The sequence below is a fragment of the uncultured Planococcus sp. genome, assembly GCF_947501725.1.
Classification (GTDB): domain Bacteria; phylum Bacillota; class Bacilli; order Bacillales_A; family Planococcaceae; genus Planococcus; species Planococcus donghaensis_C.
This window is the reverse complement of sequence record NZ_CANMXD010000003.1, coordinates 21,856-43,316: the sequence shown is the minus strand read 5'-3', so window position 1 is coordinate 43,316 and position 21,461 is coordinate 21,856. Positions and strand designations below refer to the sequence as shown.

At 48.6% G+C, this 21,461-nt stretch carries 24 protein-coding genes; 21 read left to right on the top strand and 3 right to left on the bottom strand.

Going from position 1 to position 21,461, the window contains the following annotated elements:
• Positions 1-106 precede the first annotated feature (106 nt).
• From lspA to Q0785_RS04725, 18 genes are all read left to right on the top strand, one after another.
• Positions 107-583, top strand: coding sequence for a signal peptidase II (lspA, locus tag Q0785_RS04810; RefSeq protein WP_223633431.1), 477 nt, complete (start codon positions 107-109; stop codon positions 581-583).
• Positions 583-1,494, top strand: a complete 912-nt coding sequence (locus tag Q0785_RS04805) for an RluA family pseudouridine synthase (RefSeq protein ID WP_298826304.1) — start codon at positions 583-585, stop codon at positions 1,492-1,494. Before lspA ends, Q0785_RS04805 begins: the two co-directional genes overlap by 1 nt.
• A gap of 194 nt (positions 1,495-1,688) precedes the next feature.
• On the top strand, positions 1,689-2,225 hold the full coding sequence (gene pyrR, locus Q0785_RS04800) for a bifunctional pyr operon transcriptional regulator/uracil phosphoribosyltransferase PyrR (protein ID WP_298827306.1): 537 nt from the start codon (positions 1,689-1,691) through the stop codon (positions 2,223-2,225).
• Positions 2,226-2,252: 27 nt separating this feature from the next.
• A complete protein-coding gene (locus Q0785_RS04795) occupies positions 2,253-3,539 on the top strand; it encodes a solute carrier family 23 protein (protein WP_298826301.1) in 1,287 nt (428 codons plus the stop codon).
• Between the two features lie 133 nt (positions 3,540-3,672).
• Positions 3,673-4,542 carry an aspartate carbamoyltransferase catalytic subunit gene (locus tag Q0785_RS04790; protein WP_298826298.1) on the top strand — a complete coding sequence of 290 codons (870 nt, stop codon included), beginning with the start codon at positions 3,673-3,675 and terminating at the stop codon, positions 4,540-4,542.
• Position 4,543: 1 nt separating this feature from the next.
• Entirely contained in the window at positions 4,544-5,821 is a 1,278-nt protein-coding gene (locus tag Q0785_RS04785; RefSeq protein ID WP_298826295.1) for a dihydroorotase, read from the top strand.
• Positions 5,818-6,915: a carbamoyl phosphate synthase small subunit gene (locus Q0785_RS04780; RefSeq protein ID WP_298826291.1), complete on the top strand. Its 1,098-nt coding sequence runs from the start codon at positions 5,818-5,820 to the stop codon at positions 6,913-6,915. Before Q0785_RS04785 ends, Q0785_RS04780 begins: the two co-directional genes overlap by 4 nt.
• Entirely contained in the window at positions 6,908-10,096 is a 3,189-nt protein-coding gene (gene carB, locus Q0785_RS04775; RefSeq protein ID WP_298826288.1) for a carbamoyl-phosphate synthase large subunit, read from the top strand. The genes Q0785_RS04780 and carB overlap by 8 nt, the downstream gene beginning before the upstream one ends.
• On the top strand, positions 10,093-10,860 hold the full coding sequence (locus tag Q0785_RS04770; protein WP_298826285.1) for a dihydroorotate dehydrogenase electron transfer subunit: 768 nt from the start codon (positions 10,093-10,095) through the stop codon (positions 10,858-10,860). Before carB ends, Q0785_RS04770 begins: the two co-directional genes overlap by 4 nt.
• Complete coding sequence (locus Q0785_RS04765) at positions 10,857-11,771, top strand: dihydroorotate dehydrogenase (RefSeq protein WP_298826282.1); 915 nt, start codon at positions 10,857-10,859, stop codon at positions 11,769-11,771. The genes Q0785_RS04770 and Q0785_RS04765 overlap by 4 nt, the downstream gene beginning before the upstream one ends.
• Positions 11,768-12,457, top strand: a complete 690-nt coding sequence (gene pyrF, locus Q0785_RS04760) for an orotidine-5'-phosphate decarboxylase (protein WP_298826279.1) — start codon at positions 11,768-11,770, stop codon at positions 12,455-12,457. Before Q0785_RS04765 ends, pyrF begins: the two co-directional genes overlap by 4 nt.
• On the top strand, positions 12,454-13,077 hold the full coding sequence (gene pyrE / locus Q0785_RS04755) for an orotate phosphoribosyltransferase (RefSeq protein ID WP_298826276.1): 624 nt from the start codon (positions 12,454-12,456) through the stop codon (positions 13,075-13,077). Before pyrF ends, pyrE begins: the two co-directional genes overlap by 4 nt.
• A gap of 164 nt (positions 13,078-13,241) precedes the next feature.
• Complete coding sequence (locus Q0785_RS04750; RefSeq protein WP_298826273.1) at positions 13,242-13,586, top strand: PadR family transcriptional regulator; 345 nt, start codon at positions 13,242-13,244, stop codon at positions 13,584-13,586.
• Positions 13,570-14,244 carry a DUF1129 family protein gene (locus tag Q0785_RS04745; protein ID WP_298826270.1) on the top strand — a complete coding sequence of 225 codons (675 nt, stop codon included), beginning with the start codon at positions 13,570-13,572 and terminating at the stop codon, positions 14,242-14,244. Before Q0785_RS04750 ends, Q0785_RS04745 begins: the two co-directional genes overlap by 17 nt.
• 85 nt (positions 14,245-14,329) lie before the next feature.
• Entirely contained in the window at positions 14,330-15,670 is a 1,341-nt protein-coding gene (locus Q0785_RS04740) for a D-serine ammonia-lyase (RefSeq protein WP_298827302.1), read from the top strand.
• Positions 15,671-15,967 carry a hypothetical protein gene (locus Q0785_RS04735; RefSeq protein ID WP_298826267.1) on the top strand — a complete coding sequence of 99 codons (297 nt, stop codon included), beginning with the start codon at positions 15,671-15,673 and terminating at the stop codon, positions 15,965-15,967. It begins immediately after the preceding gene.
• Positions 15,967-16,248 carry a TIGR04104 family putative zinc finger protein gene (locus Q0785_RS04730; RefSeq protein ID WP_298826264.1) on the top strand — a complete coding sequence of 94 codons (282 nt, stop codon included), beginning with the start codon at positions 15,967-15,969 and terminating at the stop codon, positions 16,246-16,248. Before Q0785_RS04735 ends, Q0785_RS04730 begins: the two co-directional genes overlap by 1 nt.
• 100 nt (positions 16,249-16,348) lie before the next feature.
• Positions 16,349-16,759 (top strand): VOC family protein, encoded by a 411-nt coding sequence (locus Q0785_RS04725; RefSeq protein WP_298826262.1) that lies wholly within the window; start codon positions 16,349-16,351, stop codon positions 16,757-16,759.
• A 41-nt stretch (positions 16,760-16,800) separates the two neighbouring features.
• On the opposite strand, the gene Q0785_RS04720 is transcribed toward Q0785_RS04725, so the two are convergent.
• The 3 genes from Q0785_RS04720 to Q0785_RS04710 form a co-directional block, all read right to left on the bottom strand.
• Positions 16,801-17,481 (bottom strand): ABC transporter permease subunit, encoded by a 681-nt coding sequence (locus Q0785_RS04720; RefSeq protein ID WP_298827299.1) that lies wholly within the window; start codon positions 17,479-17,481, stop codon positions 16,801-16,803.
• A gap of 12 nt (positions 17,482-17,493) precedes the next feature.
• Positions 17,494-18,315: a transporter substrate-binding domain-containing protein gene (locus Q0785_RS04715; RefSeq protein WP_298827296.1), complete on the bottom strand. Its 822-nt coding sequence runs from the start codon at positions 18,313-18,315 to the stop codon at positions 17,494-17,496.
• Between the two features lie 236 nt (positions 18,316-18,551).
• Positions 18,552-20,216 (bottom strand): NFACT RNA binding domain-containing protein, encoded by a 1,665-nt coding sequence (locus tag Q0785_RS04710; protein ID WP_298826259.1) that lies wholly within the window; start codon positions 20,214-20,216, stop codon positions 18,552-18,554.
• A gap of 122 nt (positions 20,217-20,338) precedes the next feature.
• Between Q0785_RS04710 and Q0785_RS04705 the strand changes: the two genes are divergently transcribed.
• Genes Q0785_RS04705 through rpoZ form a run of 3 tightly spaced genes read left to right on the top strand, consistent with a single transcriptional unit; the run spans position 20,339 to position 21,454 of the window.
• On the top strand, positions 20,339-20,608 hold the full coding sequence (locus tag Q0785_RS04705) for an extracellular matrix/biofilm biosynthesis regulator RemA family protein (RefSeq protein ID WP_223633350.1): 270 nt from the start codon (positions 20,339-20,341) through the stop codon (positions 20,606-20,608).
• A 1-nt stretch (position 20,609) separates the two neighbouring features.
• Positions 20,610-21,230: a guanylate kinase gene (gene gmk / locus Q0785_RS04700; protein ID WP_298826255.1), complete on the top strand. Its 621-nt coding sequence runs from the start codon at positions 20,610-20,612 to the stop codon at positions 21,228-21,230.
• Positions 21,230-21,454 carry a DNA-directed RNA polymerase subunit omega gene (gene rpoZ, locus Q0785_RS04695; RefSeq protein ID WP_223633335.1) on the top strand — a complete coding sequence of 75 codons (225 nt, stop codon included), beginning with the start codon at positions 21,230-21,232 and terminating at the stop codon, positions 21,452-21,454. The genes gmk and rpoZ overlap by 1 nt, the downstream gene beginning before the upstream one ends.
• Positions 21,455-21,461: the final 7 nt, after the last annotated feature.

The following is a 21,461-nucleotide window of genomic DNA, read 5'->3' as shown; positions in this document are numbered from 1 at the left end:
ACATAGAAAAGGTCTGGAAAATCGGATAGCCGGTTTTTCAGACCTTTACTTTTTTTGCTGACATTGTGTTAAAATAGATTGACTGCTGAATTGACGGAGGATACGGATGTTTATTTATTATGGTATTGCGTTATTGATAATCGCATTAGACCAATGGACTAAATGGCTGGTTCTTAAAAATATGGAAATTGGTGAAAGGATTTCGGTGATCGACCCTTACATCGGATGGCTTTCACATCGCAACCGTGGTGCTGCCTGGGGAATGCTGGAGGGACAGATGTGGCTGTTTGCTATCATCACCGTGGCTGTCATCATCGGAATTCTTTATTATTTTCATAAACATGCGAAAGGGCAGCCTTTGTTCCAACTGAGTTTGATGGTTCTTTTAGGCGGAGCGGTCGGCAATTTCATCGACCGGATGCTGCGCGGAGAAGTCGTCGATTTTGTCGATGTGCTGATTCCAGTGATCAATTATGATTTCCCGATATTTAATGTTGCAGATGCCGCTTTGACGATCGGTGTCGTATTGATGATTATCTATATTATTTATGACGAAAAACAACAAAAGAAAAAGGTGTCTTAATGGAAGATTTAACGATTGAAATTACAGAAGAAATGACCGGCGAACGAGTGGATAAAGCCGTGTCATCAATAGATGAGGACTGGTCGCGTTCACAGATCGCCAACTGGGTCAAAGAAGGCGCAGTGAAAGTCAATGGCATTACCGTAAAGCCGAATTATAAAGTCCGCTTGCAGGATATCATCGTTGTTACGCCTCCAGAGCTTGTAGAGCTGGATGTCGTGCCGGAAGATTTGAATTTGGAGATTGTCTATGAAGACGAAGATGTCCTTGTAGTCAACAAACCGAAAGGGATGGTTGTACATCCAGCTCCAGGACATGCCAAAGGGACATTGGTGAACGGCTTGATGCATCATTGCAAGGATCTTTCCGGGATCAATGGTGTGGTACGCCCTGGCATCGTCCACCGAATCGATAAAGATACATCCGGCTTATTGATGGTCGCGAAGAATGACGCTTCACATACATCATTGGTCGATCAATTGGTGAAAAAGACCGTAACCCGTAAATACGTAGCACTTGTACACGGCCATATTCCTCACGATAAAGGAACGATTCAGGCGCCGATTGCACGCGATCCAAAAGAACGCCAGAACATGGCAATCGTCGACAAAGGAAAGCACGCAGTGACGCATTTCCGTGTATTGGAACGATTTGGGAACTTCACACTTGTAGAATGCCGCTTGGAAACAGGAAGAACCCATCAAATCCGTGTCCACATGAAGTATATCGGCTATCCGCTTGTCGGCGATCCGAAATACGGACCGAAAAAAACGATGGACGTCGGCGGACAGGCTTTGCATGCGGAAGTCATCGGATTTGTTCACCCGAAAACGAATGAATACATGGAGTATTCTGTAGAGCCGCCGGCTGAATTTGCAGAACTTCTGGAATCTCTTCGCGACAAGGATTGACAAACCCGGTTACCTTTCTTTATACTTGAAAAAACGAATCGAATAATGAACACCTTTAATAACAGTCCAGAGAGGCTGAGAAGGTATTTACGCAAGCCGGAAGTCTGTCTTCCGAGCTGAGATTTTCTGCGCATCTATCCTCTTGCCTCTCGGGCAAGAGGTTTTTTATTTGCAAAAAAGGAGCGGATTTCATGGTGGAAAAAGCGGATATTCTGGATGAACAGGCAATTAGCAGAGCCATTACACGGATTGCACACGAAATCATCGAACGCAACAAAGGCATCGATGAATGCATACTGGTGGGTATCAAGACACGGGGAGCTTTCATCGCAAAACGCCTGGCGGAAAAAATAGAGAAAATCGAAGGGCGTCCGATTATGAAAGGCGAACTTGACATCACCCTTTACCGGGATGACTTAAGCATCAAAACGAAAAACCAGGAGCCGTTGGTTCAGCAAGTGGACATCGAACACAGCATACTCGATAAAAAGGTCATCCTGGTGGATGATGTGCTTTATACAGGACGGACAGTACGGGCTGCGATGGACGCTGTAATGGATCTAGGCAGGCCGTCACAGATTCAGCTGGCAGTGTTGATTGACCGTGGCCATCGTGAGTTGCCGATCCGAGCGGACTTTGTCGGAAAAAATATTCCGACTTCAAGCGATGAACGCATTGTTGTACAAATGGTCGAAAGCGATCAGGTAGACCGGGTAGCCATCCACGAATAGAGAGATAGAGACAGGGGAGAACGGAAATTGAGCGAAGCCATTTTAGATGTACATGATAAACCGAAAACCGGGCAATGGATTTCATTAAGCCTGCAGCATATGTTCGCGATGTTCGGAGCGACGATCTTAGTGCCGCAGCTGGTGGGCTTGAGTCCAGCGATTGCGTTGTTGACAAGCGGGATCGCGACCATCATCTTCATCATCATCACGCAATTTAAAGTACCAGCGTATTTGGGATCTTCTTTCGCCTTTATCGTACCGATTACCATCGCCACTGAAACCGGCGGCATCGGATCGGCGATGATCGGAGCGATGTTCGTCTCAGCGGTCTACGCCATCGTCGCGCTGATCATCTGGAAAACAGGTTACAGGTGGCTCATGAAGCTGCTTCCACCGATTGTGGTGGGTCCTGTCATCATCGTCATCGGACTTGCTTTATCCGGTACAGCGGTGGACATGGCCATGACGATTCCAGCCGGAGACGGGTCAGCGTACAGCCTGCTGCATTTCTCGGCAGCCATCGTCACCTTGCTGACAGCGATCATCTGCAACATCTATTTTAAGAACATCATTTCATTGATGCCGATCCTGATCGGCATCATCTTCGGCTATGCTTACTCAGCAGCCATCGGCATCATCGACTTTACAGCAATCGGCGAAGCAAGCTGGTTCGCTGTACCGGAGTTTCTGATTCCAGGAGTGGATTATTCGTTCCAGGTTACTCCAACTCTGCTGTTCGTCATGGTACCAATTGCCATCGTCACGATTTCTGAACATATCGGACATCAGCTGGTACTCGGCAAAATCGTAGATCGAAATTACATAAAAGATCCGGGCCTGCATCGCTCGATTCTGGGTGATGGCATCGGAACTTTCATTTCTTCACTGGTCGGCGGTCCGCCAAAGACCACATACGGTGAAAACATCGGTGTTCTGGCCATTACGAAAGTATTCTCAGTCTATGTCATCCTTGGAGCGGCAGTGTTCGCCATCGCTTTTTCCTTCTTTGGAAAATTGATGGCAGTCATCGAGACGATTCCAACGGCGGTCCTTGGCGGGATTTCCATCCTGCTGTTTGGGATCATCGCTTCTTCCGGACTGCGCATGCTGGTGGACAATAACATCGACTTCGGCAACAACCGCAACTTGGTGATCTCGTCAGTTATACTGGTCATCGGAATCGGTGGAGCCAAGCTGGAGTTCAGCGAATCCTTCTCTATTGAAGGAATGGCGCTGGCTGCGATTGTCGGAGTGGTTTTGAACCTGGTGCTGCCGGGACTCAATAAAAACGAATTAGACGACGGAACTGAATAATCACCTTTTAATGAATGTCCAGAGAGGCATGGAAAGGGTTGAAGAATAGGGAGTACTCTACCCTTTTTTCCTCACACCTTCCTGCCCCTGGGAAGGTGTTTTTTTGTCTGAGGGATGAAAGGATGAGATGATTTTGCCGAACTTACTATCCATGAACAATCTGGAAAATAAAACGATCATGAGCTTGTTGGAGCGGGCTGGAGAATTTCAGCGCGGGGAAAAGGCGCCAATCGATGGTACAGTCGTCAATCTGTTTTTTGAACCGAGCACACGGACCAAGATGAGTTTTGAGATGGCCGAACATAAAATGGGGCTGGCTGTAATGCCATTTGAAACCGCCTTTTCCAGCATCCTGAAAGGTGAGACCCTGTATGACACGGTCAAGACGATGGAAGCCATCGGAGTGAACGCAGTCATCATCCGCCACGAAGAAGAGGAATATTACCAGCAGCTCGTAGGCTGTAATGTAGCAGTCATAAACGGTGGAGATGGGTCGGGTCAGCATCCAACGCAATCCTTGCTGGATCTGATGACGATCTATCAGGAGTTCGGCCGCATTGAAGGTATACACGTCACGATTGTCGGAGATATCGCGCACAGCCGTGTAGCGAAATCAAATGCAGCCGCTCTCCAGCAATTGGGGGCGGAAGTGACATTCATCTGTCCGGCGGAATGGAGCGGAGAGTACGAATCTTCAGAACACCTGGATGACTTTATCGAAAAGACGGATGTGGTGATGATGCTCCGGGTCCAGCATGAACGGCATGCGGTATCTGCCCTATTTTCAAAAGACAATTACCATGAGCAGTACGGCTTGACGATCGAGCGGGAGAAAAGGATGAAAGACGGTGCCATCATCATGCACCCGGCGCCGATCAATCGCGGTGTGGAAATTGCAGACTGCCTGGTTGAATGTGAGCGCTCACGAATTTTCAAACAAATGGCTAACGGAGTTTTTGTCCGGATGGCAGTACTTGAATACGCATTGAAAGGGAGAGATTGAATTGAATTTATTCATTAAAAACGTAAACATGCTGCAAAACGGAGAACTTGCTCCAACCAATATCCGCATTTCAGACGGCAAGATCGCCGAAATCGGGAAAGACCTGAAAGTGAACAGCGAAACGGAAATCGACGGCAAAGGCCGGATGATCGCACCAGGATTTGTGGATGTCCACGTGCATTTGCGTGAACCGGGCGGCGAGCAGAAAGAAACGATCGAAAGCGGGACAAAGTCAGCAGCAAAAGGCGGATTCACCACCATTTGCGCAATGCCGAACACGCGCCCTGTGCCCGATACGAAAGAAAATCTGCAGCTGGTCAACGGCTTAATCGAGAAAAATGCGCTTATCCGGGTTTTGCCGTACGCTTCCATCACCATCCGGGAAGCAGGGAAAGAACGCACGAACTTGCAGGAGTTGAAAGAAAATGGAGCTTTCGCTTTCACCGATGACGGTGTCGGCATCCAAGAGGCAGGCATGATGTACGAAACGATGCAGGACGCAGCAGAAATCGACATGGCGGTCGTTGCCCATTGCGAAGACAACAGCCTGATCTACGACGGGGTCATGCACGAAGGCAAGCGCAGCAAAGAACTTGGGTTGAAGGGGATTCCTTCGATTGCAGAATCGGTGCATATCGCACGCGACATCCTGCTTGCGGAAGCGGCAGGCGCACATTACCATGTCTGCCACGTCAGTACGAAAGAATCGGTCCGCGTCATCCGCGATGCAAAACGTGCGGGAGTTCGCGTAACTGCTGAAGTGACTCCGCACCATCTGCTGTTGACAGAAGAAGATATTCCAGCGGATGACGCAAACTACAAGATGAACCCGCCGCTCCGCGCCAAGGAGGACTGGGAAGCATTGCATGAAGGCTTGCTGGACGGCACGCTGGACTTTATTGCAACGGATCATGCCCCCCACACAGCGGCAGAGAAAACCAACGGCATGAACGGATCGATGTTCGGGATTGTCGGATTTGAAACAGCGTTTCCGCTTCTTTACAGCAAGTTTGTCGAAACCGGTACATGGAGTCTGCAGCAATTGATCGACTGGCTGACCATCAAACCGAGCGAAACCTTCAACTTGCCGTATGGCTTAGTGGAACCTGGCCAAACAGCTGATCTGGTCCTGTTGGATCTGGAAAAAGAGCAGGCGATCCAGGCAGACTCATTTTTATCTAAAGGCAAAAACACACCATTTGACGGCTGGAATTGCACAGGATGGCCGGTAATGACCATTTTTGGTGGAGAAATCGTATGGCAGGAGGAGACAAATTGATGAAACGTTATTTGATCTTAGAAGACGGTACGGTATTTGAAGGAACAGCATTCGGAGGCGAAGGTGCTTCAGTAGGGGAAATCGTTTTTAATACCAGTATGACCGGCTACCAGGAAATTTTGTCAGATCCTTCTTATTGTGGACAGATTGTCACGATGACTTATCCGCTGATCGGCAATTACGGCATCAACAGCGATGACTTCGAATCGATCGAACCGGCAGTTAAAGGAATGGTCGTGCGTGAAATCGCTGAGTTCCCATCCAATTTCAGAAATAACGCTACGCTCGATGAACTCTTCAAAATCAAGGACATTCCCGGAATCTCCGGTATCGATACGCGGAAATTGACGCGCCTGATCCGCTCAAAAGGCGCCATCAAAGGCGTTTTGACTGCAGCAGGAGAAGACGTACAAGTCGAAGAAGTCGTCAAGACGCTGCAGGCGACAGTCTTGCCAAGAAATCAGGTGGCACAAGTTTCAACAGCACGTCCGTATCCAAGCCCGGGCCGCGGCAAACGGGTCGTGCTGATCGATTACGGCATGAAGCACGGCATCCTGCGTGAGCTTAACAACCGGGACTGTGATGTGATCGTTGTTCCGTATAACACCTCTTCTAAAGAAATACTGGCGTGGGGACCGGACGGCGTTATGCTGTCAAATGGCCCAGGAGATCCAAAAGATGTAGAAGAATGTGTGGAAGTGGTTCGCGAGTTGCTTGGGGAAGTTCCGATTTTCGGCATCTGCCTTGGCCACCAATTATTCGCAAGAGCCTGCGGAGCAGATACTTTCAAGCTGAAGTTCGGCCATCGGGGAGGCAACCACCCAGTCCGTGATTTGAGTACCGGAAGAATTGAAATCACTTCCCAGAACCACGGCTATGCGGTGGATGAAGAAACATTGCAGGGCACACGCCTGAAAGTGACACATAGTGCATTGAACGATGGAACGAACGAAGGGCTGGCGCATCTGGATTATCCAGCTTTCACCGTTCAATACCATCCGGAATCCTCACCGGGACCGGAAGACTCGAACTACTTATTCGACCGCTTTATTGAAGTTATGAACGCAACTCGAAAGGAGCAACAACATGCCTAAAAGACAAGATATTCAAAGTATACTCGTCATCGGATCCGGACCTATCGTCATCGGGCAAGCAGCAGAGTTCGACTATGCAGGCACACAAGCCTGCTTGGCATTAAAGGAAGAAGGCTACCGGGTCATCCTCATCAACTCGAATCCGGCGACCATCATGACGGACACCGAAATTGCAGATAAAGTCTATATTGAACCGATCACGCTGGAATTCGTCAGCCGCATCCTCCGCAAAGAGCGTCCGGATGCACTGCTGCCGACATTGGGCGGCCAAACAGGGCTGAACATGGCGATTGAACTCGACGAATCGGGCATTTTGGACGAATTGAATATCGAAATCTTAGGGACCAAGCTCGAAGCGATCCATAAAGCGGAAGACCGGGACTTGTTCAGAACTTTGATGAACGAACTCGGGGAACCGGTTCCGGATTCGGATATCATCCATAACATGACAGAAGCGGAGAATTTCATCGCACGCGTCGGGTATCCGGTCATCGTCCGTCCGGCCTTCACCTTAGGCGGCACAGGCGGCGGGATCTGCCACAATTACGAAGAATTGAAGGAAATCGTTGCCAGTGGCCTGAAATACAGCCCGGTCACGCAATGCCTGCTGGAAAAATCAATTGCCGGCTTCAAGGAAATCGAGTATGAAGTGATGCGCGATAAGAACGATACGGCGATCGTCGTCTGCAACATGGAAAACATCGATCCAGTCGGCATCCATACGGGTGATTCGATTGTCGTGGCGCCAAGCCAGACCTTGTCGGACCGTGAATACCAGATGCTGCGGAATGTGTCATTGAAAATCATCCGCGCGCTGAAAATTGAAGGCGGATGTAACGTACAGTTGGCACTTGACCCATTCAGCTTCAATTACTACATCATCGAAGTGAATCCGCGTGTCAGCCGGTCCTCTGCACTGGCTTCGAAAGCGACGGGCTACCCGATCGCCAAACTGGCTGCAAAAATTGCAGTCGGCCTGACATTGGATGAAATGATGAATCCGGTCACTGGACGGACTTACGCTGCTTTCGAACCGGCACTGGACTATGTCGTAACAAAGATCCCTCGCTGGCCATTTGATAAATTCGAAGCGGCAAAACGCAATTTGGGGACACAGATGAAAGCGACAGGCGAAGTGATGGCCATGGGCCGCACGTTCGAGGAATCGATCCTGAAAGCGGTGCGGTCACTGGAAACGGGCCAATTCCACCTGGAGCTGAAAAACGCTGATGCCATGAGCGATGAATGGATACAGAAACGGATCTGCCGCGCAGGAGATGAGCGTCTGTTCTTTATCGGAGAAGCGCTGCGCCGTGGTGTGACGATTGAAACCATCAACGAATGGAGCCAAATTGATTTATTCTTCTTGAAGAAATTCGAAAACATCGTCAACTATGAAGAAGTATTGAAAAACGCAGCTTTCGATTACGATACAGCCAAACGCGCAAAACGTCTGGGCTTTGCGGACCGGACGATCGCGAAACTGTGGAATACGACGGAACAGCAGGTCTATAACTGGCGCAAGGAAAACAAATTAATGCCGGTCTATAAGATGGTTGATACGTGCGCTGCAGAGTTCGAATCTGAAACCCCTTATTTCTACGGCACGTATGAAGATGAAAACGAATCGGTGAAAACAGACAAGGAATCGGTCATCGTACTTGGCTCGGGCCCGATCCGCATCGGCCAAGGAGTGGAATTCGATTACGCAACTGTGCATTCGGTCTGGGCAATCAAAGAAGCAGGCTACGAAGCGATCATCGTCAACAACAACCCGGAAACCGTCTCAACGGATTTCTCGATATCAGACAAGCTGTATTTCGAACCTTTGACAATCGAAGACGTCATGCACATTGTCGACTTGGAACAGCCGAAAGGCGTCGTCGTCCAATTCGGCGGACAGACAGCCATCAATTTGGCTGAGAAATTGGAACAGAACGGCGTCAAGATTCTGGGGACATCACTGGAAGATACGGACCGGGCTGAAAACCGCAACAAATTCGAAGCGGCGCTGCACGAGATCGGCATTCCACAACCTTTAGGGAAAACGGCTGTCAACGCAGAAGAAGCGATCATCATCGCGGCTGACATCGGCTATCCGGTATTGGTGCGACCTTCCTATGTACTCGGTGGCCGCGCAATGGAAATCGTCTACAACGAAGAAGATCTGAAACATTATATGGAACATGCAGTGGAAGCAAGTCCGGAACATCCGGTGCTGGTCGACCGTTACCTGACAGGCATCGAAATCGAAGTGGATGCCATTTCGGACGGTGAGAATGTCCTGATCCCAGGCATCATGGAGCATATTGAACGCGCAGGCGTCCATTCGGGTGATTCGATTGCAGTATATCCGACGCAAAACATCTCAACCGAATTATTGGATACGCTGGTCGATTACACTACGCGCCTAGCAAAAGGGCTGAACATCATCGGTTTGCTGAATATCCAGTACGTCATTTCCAAAGGTGAAGTGTTTGTTATTGAAGTCAATCCGCGCTCAAGCCGGACCGTTCCATTCATGAGTAAGATCACATCCATCCCGATGGCCAATATCGCAACAAAAGCGATTTTGGGCCAAAGCATCGTCGAGCAAGGCTTTACGCCTGGGCTAGCACCGATTTCAAAAGGCGTCTTCGTCAAAGTGCCGGTCTTCTCATTCGCGAAGCTTCGCCGTGTCGACATCACGCTTGGACCGGAAATGAAATCCACTGGAGAAGTCATGGGCAAAGATACGACGCTTGAAAAAGCTTTATATAAAGGCCTGGCAGCAGCCGGTATGGAAGTCAAAGATCATGGTACCGTGCTGTTGACGGTAGCGGATAAAGATAAAGAAGAAGCAGTCGGCTTGGCGAAACGCTTTAAAGCGATCGGCTATCAGATTATGGCGACCGGCGGAACTGCCAAAGCCTTCGAAGAAGCAGGCATCGTCGTTGCACCGATCGGCAAAATCGGTTCGGAAGGAAAAACCCTGCTGGATGTCATCCAAAATGGTGATACGCAACTCGTCATCAATACCTTGACGAGAGGCAAGCAGCCGCAGCGGGACGGTTTCCGCATCCGCCGCGAATCTGTCGAGAACGGCATTCCTTGCTTGACTTCACTGGATACGGCAGAAGCGATGCTGCGCGTCATCGAATCAATGACCTTCTCAGCGGAGGAAATGGGGGCTGGCGTATGATTAAACAAGAACGCATGCAAGTCATCAAACAGCAGGAGATCGCCAAGCATATTTTTGAACTGACGGTACAGGGTGGACTGGCTGATGAAATGTCAGAACCAGGACAATTTGTCCATATCCGTGTGGCAGACAGCTTTGAACCGTTGCTGCGCCGTCCAATCTCCGTAGCATCCATTGACTTGGAAGCTTCTCAATTTACGATGATCTACCGGGCAGAAGGCCGGGGGACAGGGCTGCTTTCAGAAAAGAAGCCAGGCGACACGCTGGATGTTCTCGGGCCGCTTGGCCATGGTTTTCTGGTTGAAGAAGCACAGAAAAAAGCATATTTGATCGGTGGAGGAATCGGTGTGCCGCCATTGTATGAACTTGCAAAACAGCTGAACGCACGCGGCATTGAAACTGTCCATATCTTAGGATTTGAAAGCAAGCAGGCAGTCTTTTATGAAGACAAGTTCAGGGCACTCGGCGACACGCATATCGCCACAGTCGACGGCTCCCATGGCACGCAGGGCTTCGTAACGCATATCCTCAACGAACTGCCGAGTGATTTCGATACGTATTACAGCTGTGGTCCGACGGCGATGCTTGAAGCGGTGCAATGGGCTTATCCACAGAAAAAAGGCTTTCTGTCCTATGAACAGCGGATGGGCTGCGGCATCGGGGCATGCTTTGCATGCGTCTGCCGGACAACGAAAAGTGAAACGGATTACATCAAGGTATGTTCAGACGGACCGGTATTTCCAGCAGGAGTGGTGATTTCATGACAGACTTAACAGTTAAACTTCCAGGACTCAATTTGAAGAATCCGATCATGCCGGCATCCGGCTGCTTCGGTTTCGGGAAAGAGTATGCGCAGCTGTATGACCTGTCGCAGCTCGGTGCCATCATGATCAAAGCGACGACCGTTGAAACGCGGCTCGGCAACCCGACACCGCGCGTAGCGGAAACAGCTTCCGGTATGTTGAACGCCATCGGCCTGCAGAACCCGGGCCTCGAAAAAGTGGCGGGACAGGAACTGCCTTGGCTCGAGCAATACGACGTCCCGATCATCGCCAATGTGGCTGGCACAACGACTGAAGATTATGTGGAAGTCGCGAAAGCCATTTCACAGGCTCCGAATGTCCATGCACTGGAAATCAATATTTCCTGCCCGAACGTTAAACTCGGCGGCATCACTTTTGGAACAGATCCTGACGTTGCACGCGAGTTGACGCGGGCAGTGAAGGAAGTTTCTGCAGTACCTGTCTATATCAAGTTGTCGCCGAATGTCACGGACATCGTTTCAATCGCCAAGGCGGTCGAAGAAGGCGGAGCGGACGGCATCACCATGATCAATACGCTGCTCGGCATGCGCATGGACACCAAAACGGGGCGCCCGGTCATCGCCAACATTACAGGCGGCCTGTCAGGTCCCGCCATCAAGCCGGTAGCCTTGCGGATGGTCTACGAAGTCAGCCAGCACACCAAATTGCCGATCATCGGCATGGGCGGCGTCACCAATGTAGATGATGTCATCGACTTCCTGTCAGCAGGCGCCAGCGCTGTCGCAGTCGGAACAGCCAATTTCGTCAATCCATTTGTTTGTCCCGAAATCATCGGACAACTGCCGGAACGCTTGCATGAACTTGGATTTGATTCAGTCGAACAACTTGTCGGAAGGAGCCACCGTCTGTGAATAAACCCATTATCGCGTTGGATTTTGCATCGAAGGAACAAGTAGAAGAATTTCTGGGACAGTTTTCTGAGCCGCTTTTTGTAAAAGTGGGCATGGAGCTTTATTTCCAGGAAGGGCCGGAACTGGTCCGTTACATCAAATCACAGGGACATGAAATTTTTCTGGATCTGAAACTGCACGATATCCCGAATACGGTCGAATCCGCTATGCGCGGCTTGGCTAAACTGGGTGTGGATATGGTCAATGTCCATGCCGCTGGCGGGCTGGAAATGATGAAGGCGGCAAAACGCGGATTGGCAGGCAGTGACACAAAACTCATCGCTGTGACGCAACTGACTTCGACGAATGAAGAAGAAATGCATGAAGATCAACTCGTTTATGTCAGCCTTGAAGAATCGGTGCTGCATTATGCGAAGCGGGCTATGCAGGGAGGGTTGGACGGAGTGGTCTGTTCGGTGCTTGAAGCTGAGGCTATAACAAAAGTCTGCGGACCTGATTTCCTACGTGTTACGCCCGGCATCCGTCCAGCAGAAGTTTCAGCTGATGATCAGAAGCGGGTGGCGACGCCAGCAGAAGCTCGTATAAAAGGCTCCAGTCATATTGTAGTCGGGCGAGCCATTACGAAGTCTGCAACCCCATCAGAGAGCTATGCCCAGATTTCAGCAGAATGGAGTGGACAATCTTGAAAAATGAAATTGCGAACCATTTATTATCCATTGGAGCGGTGGAACTGCGCCCGCAGGATCCATTTACGTGGGCTTCCGGCGTCAAATCACCAATCTACTGCGATAATCGTCTGACCATGTCTTACCCGGCTGTACGTAGAGATATTGCCGCCGGATTAGCGGCAACAATCAAAGAATCCTATCCTGAATGCCAAGTAGTTGCTGGAACGGCGACAGCTGGCATTCCACATGCTGCATGGGTCAGCGATCTGCTTGAATTGCCGATGATCTATGTCCGGTCTAAGGCGAAAGAGCATGGCCAGACGAATATGATCGAAGGCAAAGTTGAGCCGGGCAAAAAAGTGGTTGTCGTGGAAGACCTGATTTCCAAAGGCGGTTCGGTGCTGCAAGCGGCACAGGCACTCGAAGCAGCAGGCTTTGAAGTGTTGGGCATTGTAGCGATCTTCACCTACGATTTGCCGCAGTCAATAGAGGCGATTGCGGAAGCAGGATACACTTTCCATACACTGACGGATTTTCCGGCACTTGTTGAACAGGCATTAAGTACAGGTGCGATCCGTGAAGAAGATATGCCGATGCTCGCTGACTGGCATGAAAAATTGAAAGCAGGAACTTTGTAAGCCGGCCTCTTGGTCGGTTTTTTATTTTGAAGTTTTGTGTTCTATGTGACTATTGACAGAAGAGGTGGAATTGAATACAATAAAAAAAACTAACTGGTGATGCAAGGTAGTTATTTTTTTAGATAGCTATCTTGTATAACCTAGTACCGTGAGGAGGAACAGGCATGGCTCTCAGAAGCCAATTGCTGAAAGGGGTTTTGGATGCTTGCGTTATGGCGGTAGTGGAAGAGCAGCCGGTCTATGGCTATGAACTGTCGCAGAAACTGCAGGGAATCGGTCTGCCGGACATCAGCGACGGCACTATTTACCCGGTGTTGCTGAGACTGCAGAAAAACGGCTTTATCCGCGGGGAAATGAGGCCTTCTGCATCAGGGCCGAACCGAAAATATTATTTTTTGACCGATGAAGGAAAGGCGGAGCTGGATCAAATTTCTGCTGAATGGCTGGAAATTGCCAAACCGGTCAGCCAATTACTGAAAAGGGGTGGAGAAAATGAGGAAAACAGCTGAATTGATTGAGGAGAACAATGAGAAAAGAGGATTACTGAACCATGACAATGAAAAAGTATACGAAGATATACTTTTGTATTTAAGGACCGATCTCCGAATCGATGAACATGCTGGAGAAGAGATACTCATGGACCTCTTGGACCATTTGGTGGAGGCGCAGGAAGATGGCAAGTCTGCGAAAGAGTTGTTTGGGGAGTCTCCTCAGAAATACGCAGATGAACTGATTGAAAATTTGCCGAGTGAAAACCGACGAAATGTTTTATGGTTCAGCGCTTCACAGGTCATCGGTTTAACGGGCTGGTTTGCGGCCACCTTTGGAGTCATTAGCCTGGTTGTTTCGTTTTTTCGGCCGGTGGATAACGGCATTGCGCTCGGCAACTTGCTGCTCATGCTGCTGTCGGTGATTCTGGTGGCAGTCATCGGCGTTACAGTCATTTTTAAAATTGTCCGTTCATCTGTATTTCAAAAGGATAAAAAGAAATGGCAAGCTTATGTGAAAGCTGGGTTATATGGTGCCGGAGCTTTTGCGTGTGTTGCTTTGATAGCTTGGCTGTTCGAAGATTTCGGCCCAGTCATCAAATTGGAATGGTGGATTTTCCTACTCATCGGTTTGGTTTTTCTGGCGGTCAACAAATTAATGGATAAAAGGGGAGCATAGAATCTTCTGGACAAAAACTGAAATTTTTAGGCTCGTCCTGTATGATGAAATTAACAGCACGAATGACTGAGGGGAGATTTGGATGATGAGTATGGCACAACAGAAATTAAACAGCTTGATCGAAAAATATCCATTGTTGAAGAACATCATTGACCTGGAGCCGGTAGTCTGGCTGAATCCGAACCTCCGGAAGACGGCTGACATGTCCGGCCTGCCAGTCGGCCTGGAAGATATGGAGCATGCAGAACAGCTATGGCAACGGTTTGCACCTTATCTGGCAGCTGAATTTCCGGACACGGCAGCAGAAAAAGGCATTGTCGAATCGCCGCTGCGCGAAATTCCTGGGATGAAAGAGCAGCTTAACGACTTTTATGGTGGAGACATTGCGGGCAAGCTTTTTTTGAAATGCGACAACGAATTGCCGATTGCGGGGTCCATTAAAGCTCGCGGTGGCGTCTATGAAGTACTGCATCATGCGGAAAAACTGGCCATTGGCGCCGGCCTGTTGGAATCCGGACAATCTTACGAACAATTTTCATCCGACCGATTCCAGCAGTTTTTCAAGCACTATTCCATTGGTGTAGGCTCTACAGGGAATTTGGGCCTTAGTATCGGCATCATCAGTGCCAAGCTTGGATTTCAAGTATCCGTCTATATGTCTGCGGACGCCAAGCAATGGAAAAAAGATTTGTTGCGTGATAAAGGAGCGACAGTGGTCGAATTCGAAGGGGATTTCAGCGAAGCCATTTTGGCAGGGCGCAAGGAAACACTCACCAAGCCGGATGCGTATTTCGTGGACGATGAAAAGTCTAAGCACTTGTTTTTAGGCTATAGTGTTGCTGCTTTTCGCCTCAAACGCCAATTGGAGAATGCGAATATCCAAGTGGATTCCAAGCATCCGTTATTTGTCTATTTGCCGTGCGGAGTGGGCGGAGCTCCGGGAGGAATTGCGTTCGGTCTGCGGCAGGTCTTCGGTGACGCAGTCCATTGCTTTTTCGTGGAACCGACCCATTCGCCTGCAGTGCTGATCGGTTTGATGACCGGCGAAAAAAACAAGGTCAGCGTCCAGGATTTCGGCATCGACAATGTGACGGAAGGGGATGGACTGGCGGTCGGCAGGCCTTCGAGCTTCGCCTCGGGCATCAGCGAAAAAACCATCAGCGGCATCTACACTGTGGAAGATCAGGAGCTGTTTAAATTATTGGCGCTGCTGGCGGACAGTGAAGGCATTTTCGTCGAACCATCTGCTACTGCGGGATTGCTGGGTCCGTTGAAAATACAGGCGACAGATTACGCCGAAACGAATCAAATCCGCATGTCGACCGTTAATCACGTCGTCTGGTCAACAGGTGGCGCTTTGGTGCCGAAAGAGGAAATGGACGGATTTTATCAACGCGGCAAAACCTATTTGAGAGGTGCTGAGTAAATGGATTCATCTTGGATACTGATTGTACTTGGAGCTGTTCTAGTGTTTGGCTACATCTTTTACAATGCTACGGAACAGCGGGTGAAAGCTCTGGAAACGAGGGTCAGGCATGTGGAGAAACTTCTCCAGAAATCTACACAAGGACAAAAAATAGCAGAACCCGAAATAAATGAAGAAATTCGGCAACTCTTACAGCAAGGGAAGATGATCGAAGCCGTCAAACGTACCAGACAGGAATTCGGTTGGTCTTTACTGGAAGCAAAACAATATGTCGATGAATTGAAGACCGGCAATTGATGCAGCGATGTGTAAACTGCCGGACGTCATTTACCTGGAAGCAAATCAACAAATCATTATGGCTGGCCTACAAGCCGGTAGCCTGCCTGAATTGCGGCATGCTCCATAAAGTGCAGTTCCTATCACGCATTCTCGCTTCAATGATGATGGTGGGACCACTTTTTATATTGAACTTTCTTTCGCCTTTTGCCGGCGCCTGGAACTTCATCATCAGTGTGCTGCTAGTAATGCCTACAGTTATATTGCTGTTGCCGTATATAATGCGGTATCGGCTTGCCTGAAAGATCCTCTCCGTGAGGATCTTTTTTTCATGGGGCAGGATATTTGAACCCGATGGCGAATAATGGAAGTAACAAAATCAAAAGAAAGGAGGGAGAAAATATGAGTGTCCAATCCAGCCATATTTTCGTCAATTTGCCGGTGAAGAATCTGGAGCGGTCCAAAGCTTTTTTCGAAGAAATTGGATTTGGGTTTGATGAACAGATGACAGATGAAAAAGGAGCCTGCATGATTATCGGACCTTCGATTTATGGGATGCTACTGACGGAAGATTTTTTTAAGAGCTTCTCAAAAAGGGAAATAGCCGATACCGCAAGCAGTGCGGAAGTGATCACGGCCATTTCTGCAAACAGCAAAGAAGAAGTGGATCGACTGGTCGACGCTGCGTTTAAAGCAGGTGCCCAGCAAGCAAGTGAGAAAATGGATGATGAATTTATGTACCTCAAGAGTTTCAAGGATTTGGACGGGCATATGTGGGAAGTTCTCTATATGTCCGGGGAAGAAACAAAATAAAGACAAAAAAGCATCCGGGAGAAAATATCTCCGGATGCTTTTTATAGATAATCTGCATAACGTTTTTCAAGATAGTTCTGCAGAATTGTCATCGCTGAACAGATGGCCCAATAGATCAATGCCACCAGGATCAGCATGGTCAACAAATCATATTCACGGGCACCGACGATCCGTGCCTTCTGGAAAATCTCCGGAACGGTGATCATGGCAGCCAAAGAAGAAGCTTTGATCAAGTCCAGATAAACGTTCGATAAAGGCGGTACTGCAATTCGCACAGATTGTGGAAGGATGATGCGGCGCATAGTTTGCCAATAGGTCAATCCCAACGCTGTTGAAGATTCCCATTGGCCTTTATCAACCGATGCAAGGGATGAACGGAAGACTTCGGCAATATAAGCTGCACTATTGATGGTGAAGCCGATCAACGCCGCCTGCACAGCTGTGAATTCGATGCCGATGACCGGCAGGGCGAAATACAGCAGAAACAGGATGACCAGAATCGGAACACCCCTCATAAAGGAAATATAGAGGCGTGCCGGAAATTGCAGGATCTGCAACCGGGAAGTGCGGGCTAGGGAAAGGAAAAAGCCGATGATCATCCCGAAGAACATGCTGACCATCGATATCAGCAAGGTATAGCCGATGCCTTCCAGTACGTACGGCAGGGATTCGATAGCTAAGGCAGGGTCAAAAAGCAATCCCCATTCAATGTCATTCATCAGACAACCTCCTGCTTAATTTTCTTCAATATCCGGTTTGACCGAGACATCTGCACCGCCGAAGAATTCTTCTGAGATTTCTGTGATGGTGCCGTCTGCAAGCATCTCTTCCAAGGCTCTATTGACATTTTCCGCAAGCTCGGTGTTGTCTTTGTTCATGACAAGCCCGACCTCGGACGGTGCATATTTGATATCCGGATGGATAGTGATATTCAGTTCAGGAAAAGCTGCAACACCGAATGTCGATAAATAATAGTCATTCAGGATGACATCCGTGCGCCCGATTGACACATCGCGTAAATACACTTCGTTCGTAGCATTGTCATAGGTCACTTCCTCAGCGCCGTAATCGCGGGCAATTTCCATATAGATCGATGTAGAAGCCCCGGCCGCTTTCTTGCCTTCTAAGTCTTCAAGGGTTGCTATACCGGATAAATCATCTTTTCGGACAACCGCGGTGCCATAAGAATGCTTGATCGGCGTTGAAAAGATGAACTCTTCTGCGCGATCTTCAGTGATTTCAATATCATTGGCGGCCAGATCGATCTGGCCAGTATTGACACTTGTCAGCATTTCGTCAAATCCAAGCTCCTTAAAGTCGATATCCAGCTCCAGGCGTTCGCCGAGCTCCCGTACCACTTCAACTTCGAAGCCAGTCAATTCATCAGAATCCGCGTCACGGAAAGAAGTGGCGAGCAAGGTCCCGGATGTGGCGACAGTCATTGATCCCTGCTCCTGGATTTCATCCCAAGCAGTTTTCGTTTCTTCGGTCTTGCTTTCTTCGCTGCCGCACCCTGCGAGCAGCAAGGTTGCAATGGCACCAGTGGCCAATAGCATCTTGTGTTTTGTAGCATATGTATACACGTGTAAAGCCCCCTTATAGTTAAGTCCTTTAAGAACATAGCATTTACCACTGGGGAGAGCAATGGGTTGAGCCTAACTTATGGGAAAACTCTTTTATTTCATAATATAATTATTATGTAAACTAATAGCCCTTTTATGTTAAGAGCGCAAAAAGGGCTATCACCAAAAGTCATTTTTTATGACCTTTTGGGACAGCCCTTTTGCTACCGTTATTTCTTCAATTTAATCACAAGTTCTTCGTCTGGTGTGACAAATACCGTTTTCTGTTCGAAATAAATGACAAATCCAGGTTTCGAGCCGTTCGGTTTTTTGACCTGGCGCACTTCCGTGTAGTCGACAGGGACGGAAGACGACTCACGTGCTTTACTGAAATAAGCGGCGATGGTAGCTGCTTCCAGAATCGTCGTCTCATCCGGATTGCTGTCGTGGATGATGACGTGTGAACCGGGTATATCTTTGGTGTGCAGCCATGTATCTGATTTAGAAGCCACTTTGAATGTCACGTAATCGTTCTGCTTGTTGTTTTTGCCGACAGAAATCGGTGTGCCCGTAGAAGACACATAAGGTTCGACAGAAGGTTTTGTCGGCTTTTTCTTTTTCTTTGACTTTTGGGCTTTCATAAAACCTTGCTCAGCGAGCTCTTCACGGATTTCTTCAATATCAGAAATGCCTGCCTGCTGGACCTGTGACATCAAGGTTTCGAAATACTCGATGTCTTCTGTGGTCTTGTCGATCTGTTCCTGGGTTTTGACAACTGCTGTTTTCGCCTTCTGATAGCGCGAATAATAACGCTGCGAGTTGTCGATCGGCGTTTTCCGAGGATCCAGGGTGATGGTCACTTTTTCATCGTTGTAGTAATTATCGACTTCAATTTCCTTCATGCCTTTGGTGATGCGGTGAAGATTGGCCATAATCAATTCGCCGTTTAATTGAAGCAAGTCGCGTTTTTCTGCCTGGTCCTGCTCTTTCTTCAATTTCTTCAACTTAAGTTTCAGTTTGGAAATTTCATTTTGCAGCCATCTTTCCAGATCACCGGCCTGCTGTTTGACGCGATCGCGTTCAGCCTTGGCATAATACATCCGGTCGAGCAGTTCGCCGAGTGATGGAAATTTCATCCCACTCTCGCCTATATGGGTCAGCGGAGTGGCAGAGAAGAAGCTTTTTCCTTCATGCTCGACATAATGGCCTGTTGGCTGAGTCTTAAGGAAATCCGACAGAAAGGCGTTGGCAGTTTCGGATTTGTTATCCGAAGTTTCCAGGCGAAAGGCAAGTTCCCGTGCATTCAATGGGGAAAAGCCGGAAAATTGGCCGACGATTTCTTTCGGATCGGTGTCGGTTAATTCATCGATCGCACTAAACGGGTCTTTTTTCTCCTGGGACGGTGGGAAGACATACGGCTGTCCAGGCAGAATGGTGCGGAATGAATTGACGCTCGGCGGCAAATGCTTCAGGCTGTCGAGAATCATCGTCCGTTCTGCGTCTATCAGGATGACATTCGAATGCCGTCCCATCATTTCGACATGCAGTTCGCGTTCGATGTCATCGCCGATTTCATTTTTTGCTTTGATCTTCAACATGATCAGGCGGTCCATCCCGTATTGGGAAATCTCCGTGATGACGCCACCTTCGATATGCTTGCGGAGCAGCATGCAAAACATGGGTGGTTCTGACGGATTGACGTTTGCCGCGGCCGTCAAATGGATCCGTGAATAAGACGGGTGGATCGAAATCAACAATTTATGGTTTTTTCCTTGGGCACGTATATGTAGAAGCAGTTCAAGCTGATTGGGCTGATGAACTTTTGAAATCCTGCCGGTGACCAGCTGTTGCAGTTCGCTGGTCATCGATTTTGTGAATAATCCATCAAATGCCATTAAATATCCCTCTTTCAAATCGTTTTGTTCCATCTTATCATTTTCTCGGTGTATTATGATATAATAAGACAGTTAGTTAGAAAACGAAGAATAATGATCAGCTGTGAACGGTGGTGAGGAGTTTGGCGAAAAACGTAAAGTTTATTTCACTTGGCGGAGGCAATGCAGTTTCGGTCAGCCGGATTGTGGCAGTCATTACACCAGATTCTGCACCGGCAAAGCGGCTGATTCAGGAATCGCGCAGCAGAGGATTGCTGGTTGATGCGACCAGCGGGAAAAAAACCAGGTCGATTTTTATTATGGACAGTGACCATGTGGTGATTTCTGCGGTATCTGCAGAGACAGCGCTCCTGCGTTTAGAAGAAAATGATGATGAGGCAAATGAGGGATAAAATGAGAAACCAACGTGGACTGCTGATCGTCCTATCAGGGCCTTCGGGTGTTGGCAAAGGCACGGTACGAAAAGAGCTGTTCTCACAGCCGGATACAAATTACGAATACTCCATCTCGATGACGACAAGAGCGCCACGGGAAGGGGAAGTTGATGAAGTCGATTATTTCTTCAAGACACGGAGTGAGTTTGAAGAATTGATCGAACAGGATCAGCTGCTTGAATACGCGGAATTCGTAGGGAATTATTACGGTACACCGCTTGAGTATGTGAACAAGATGCGGGATGCGGGCCGTGATGTATTTCTGGAAATCGAAGTTCAGGGCGCCGCCCAGGTCCGTTCGAAAGTTCCTGATGGCTTGTTCATCTTTTTAGCGCCGCCGAGTTTATCGGAGCTGGAAGAACGGCTGGTGGGCCGCGGCACGGAATCGGATGAAGTCATCGCTTCCAGGCTGTTGGCTGCCCGCCAGGAATTGGAAATGATGAATTTATATGATTATGTTGTTGAAAACGATGAAGTTGAAAATGCCTGTGACCGAATCAATGCCATCATCATTGCAGAACATTGCAAGCGTGAACGTGTTGAAAAACGATATTTTGATATGCTAAAGGAGAATGTCTGATGTTATACCCATCCGTTGATAAACTGAAAAGCCGAATTGATTCAAAATACTCGCTGGTGGCGCTTGCTTCTAAACGCGCACGCCAATTGCACGAACACGGTGATGAGAAATTGGACTCATATACTTCAACGAAATCGGTCGGAAAAGCACTGGAAGAAGTGGCTGCCGGCGTGTTGACGCAGGAAAAACAAGATGAATTCGCAGTATACGAAGACGAAATTTAACCATTAA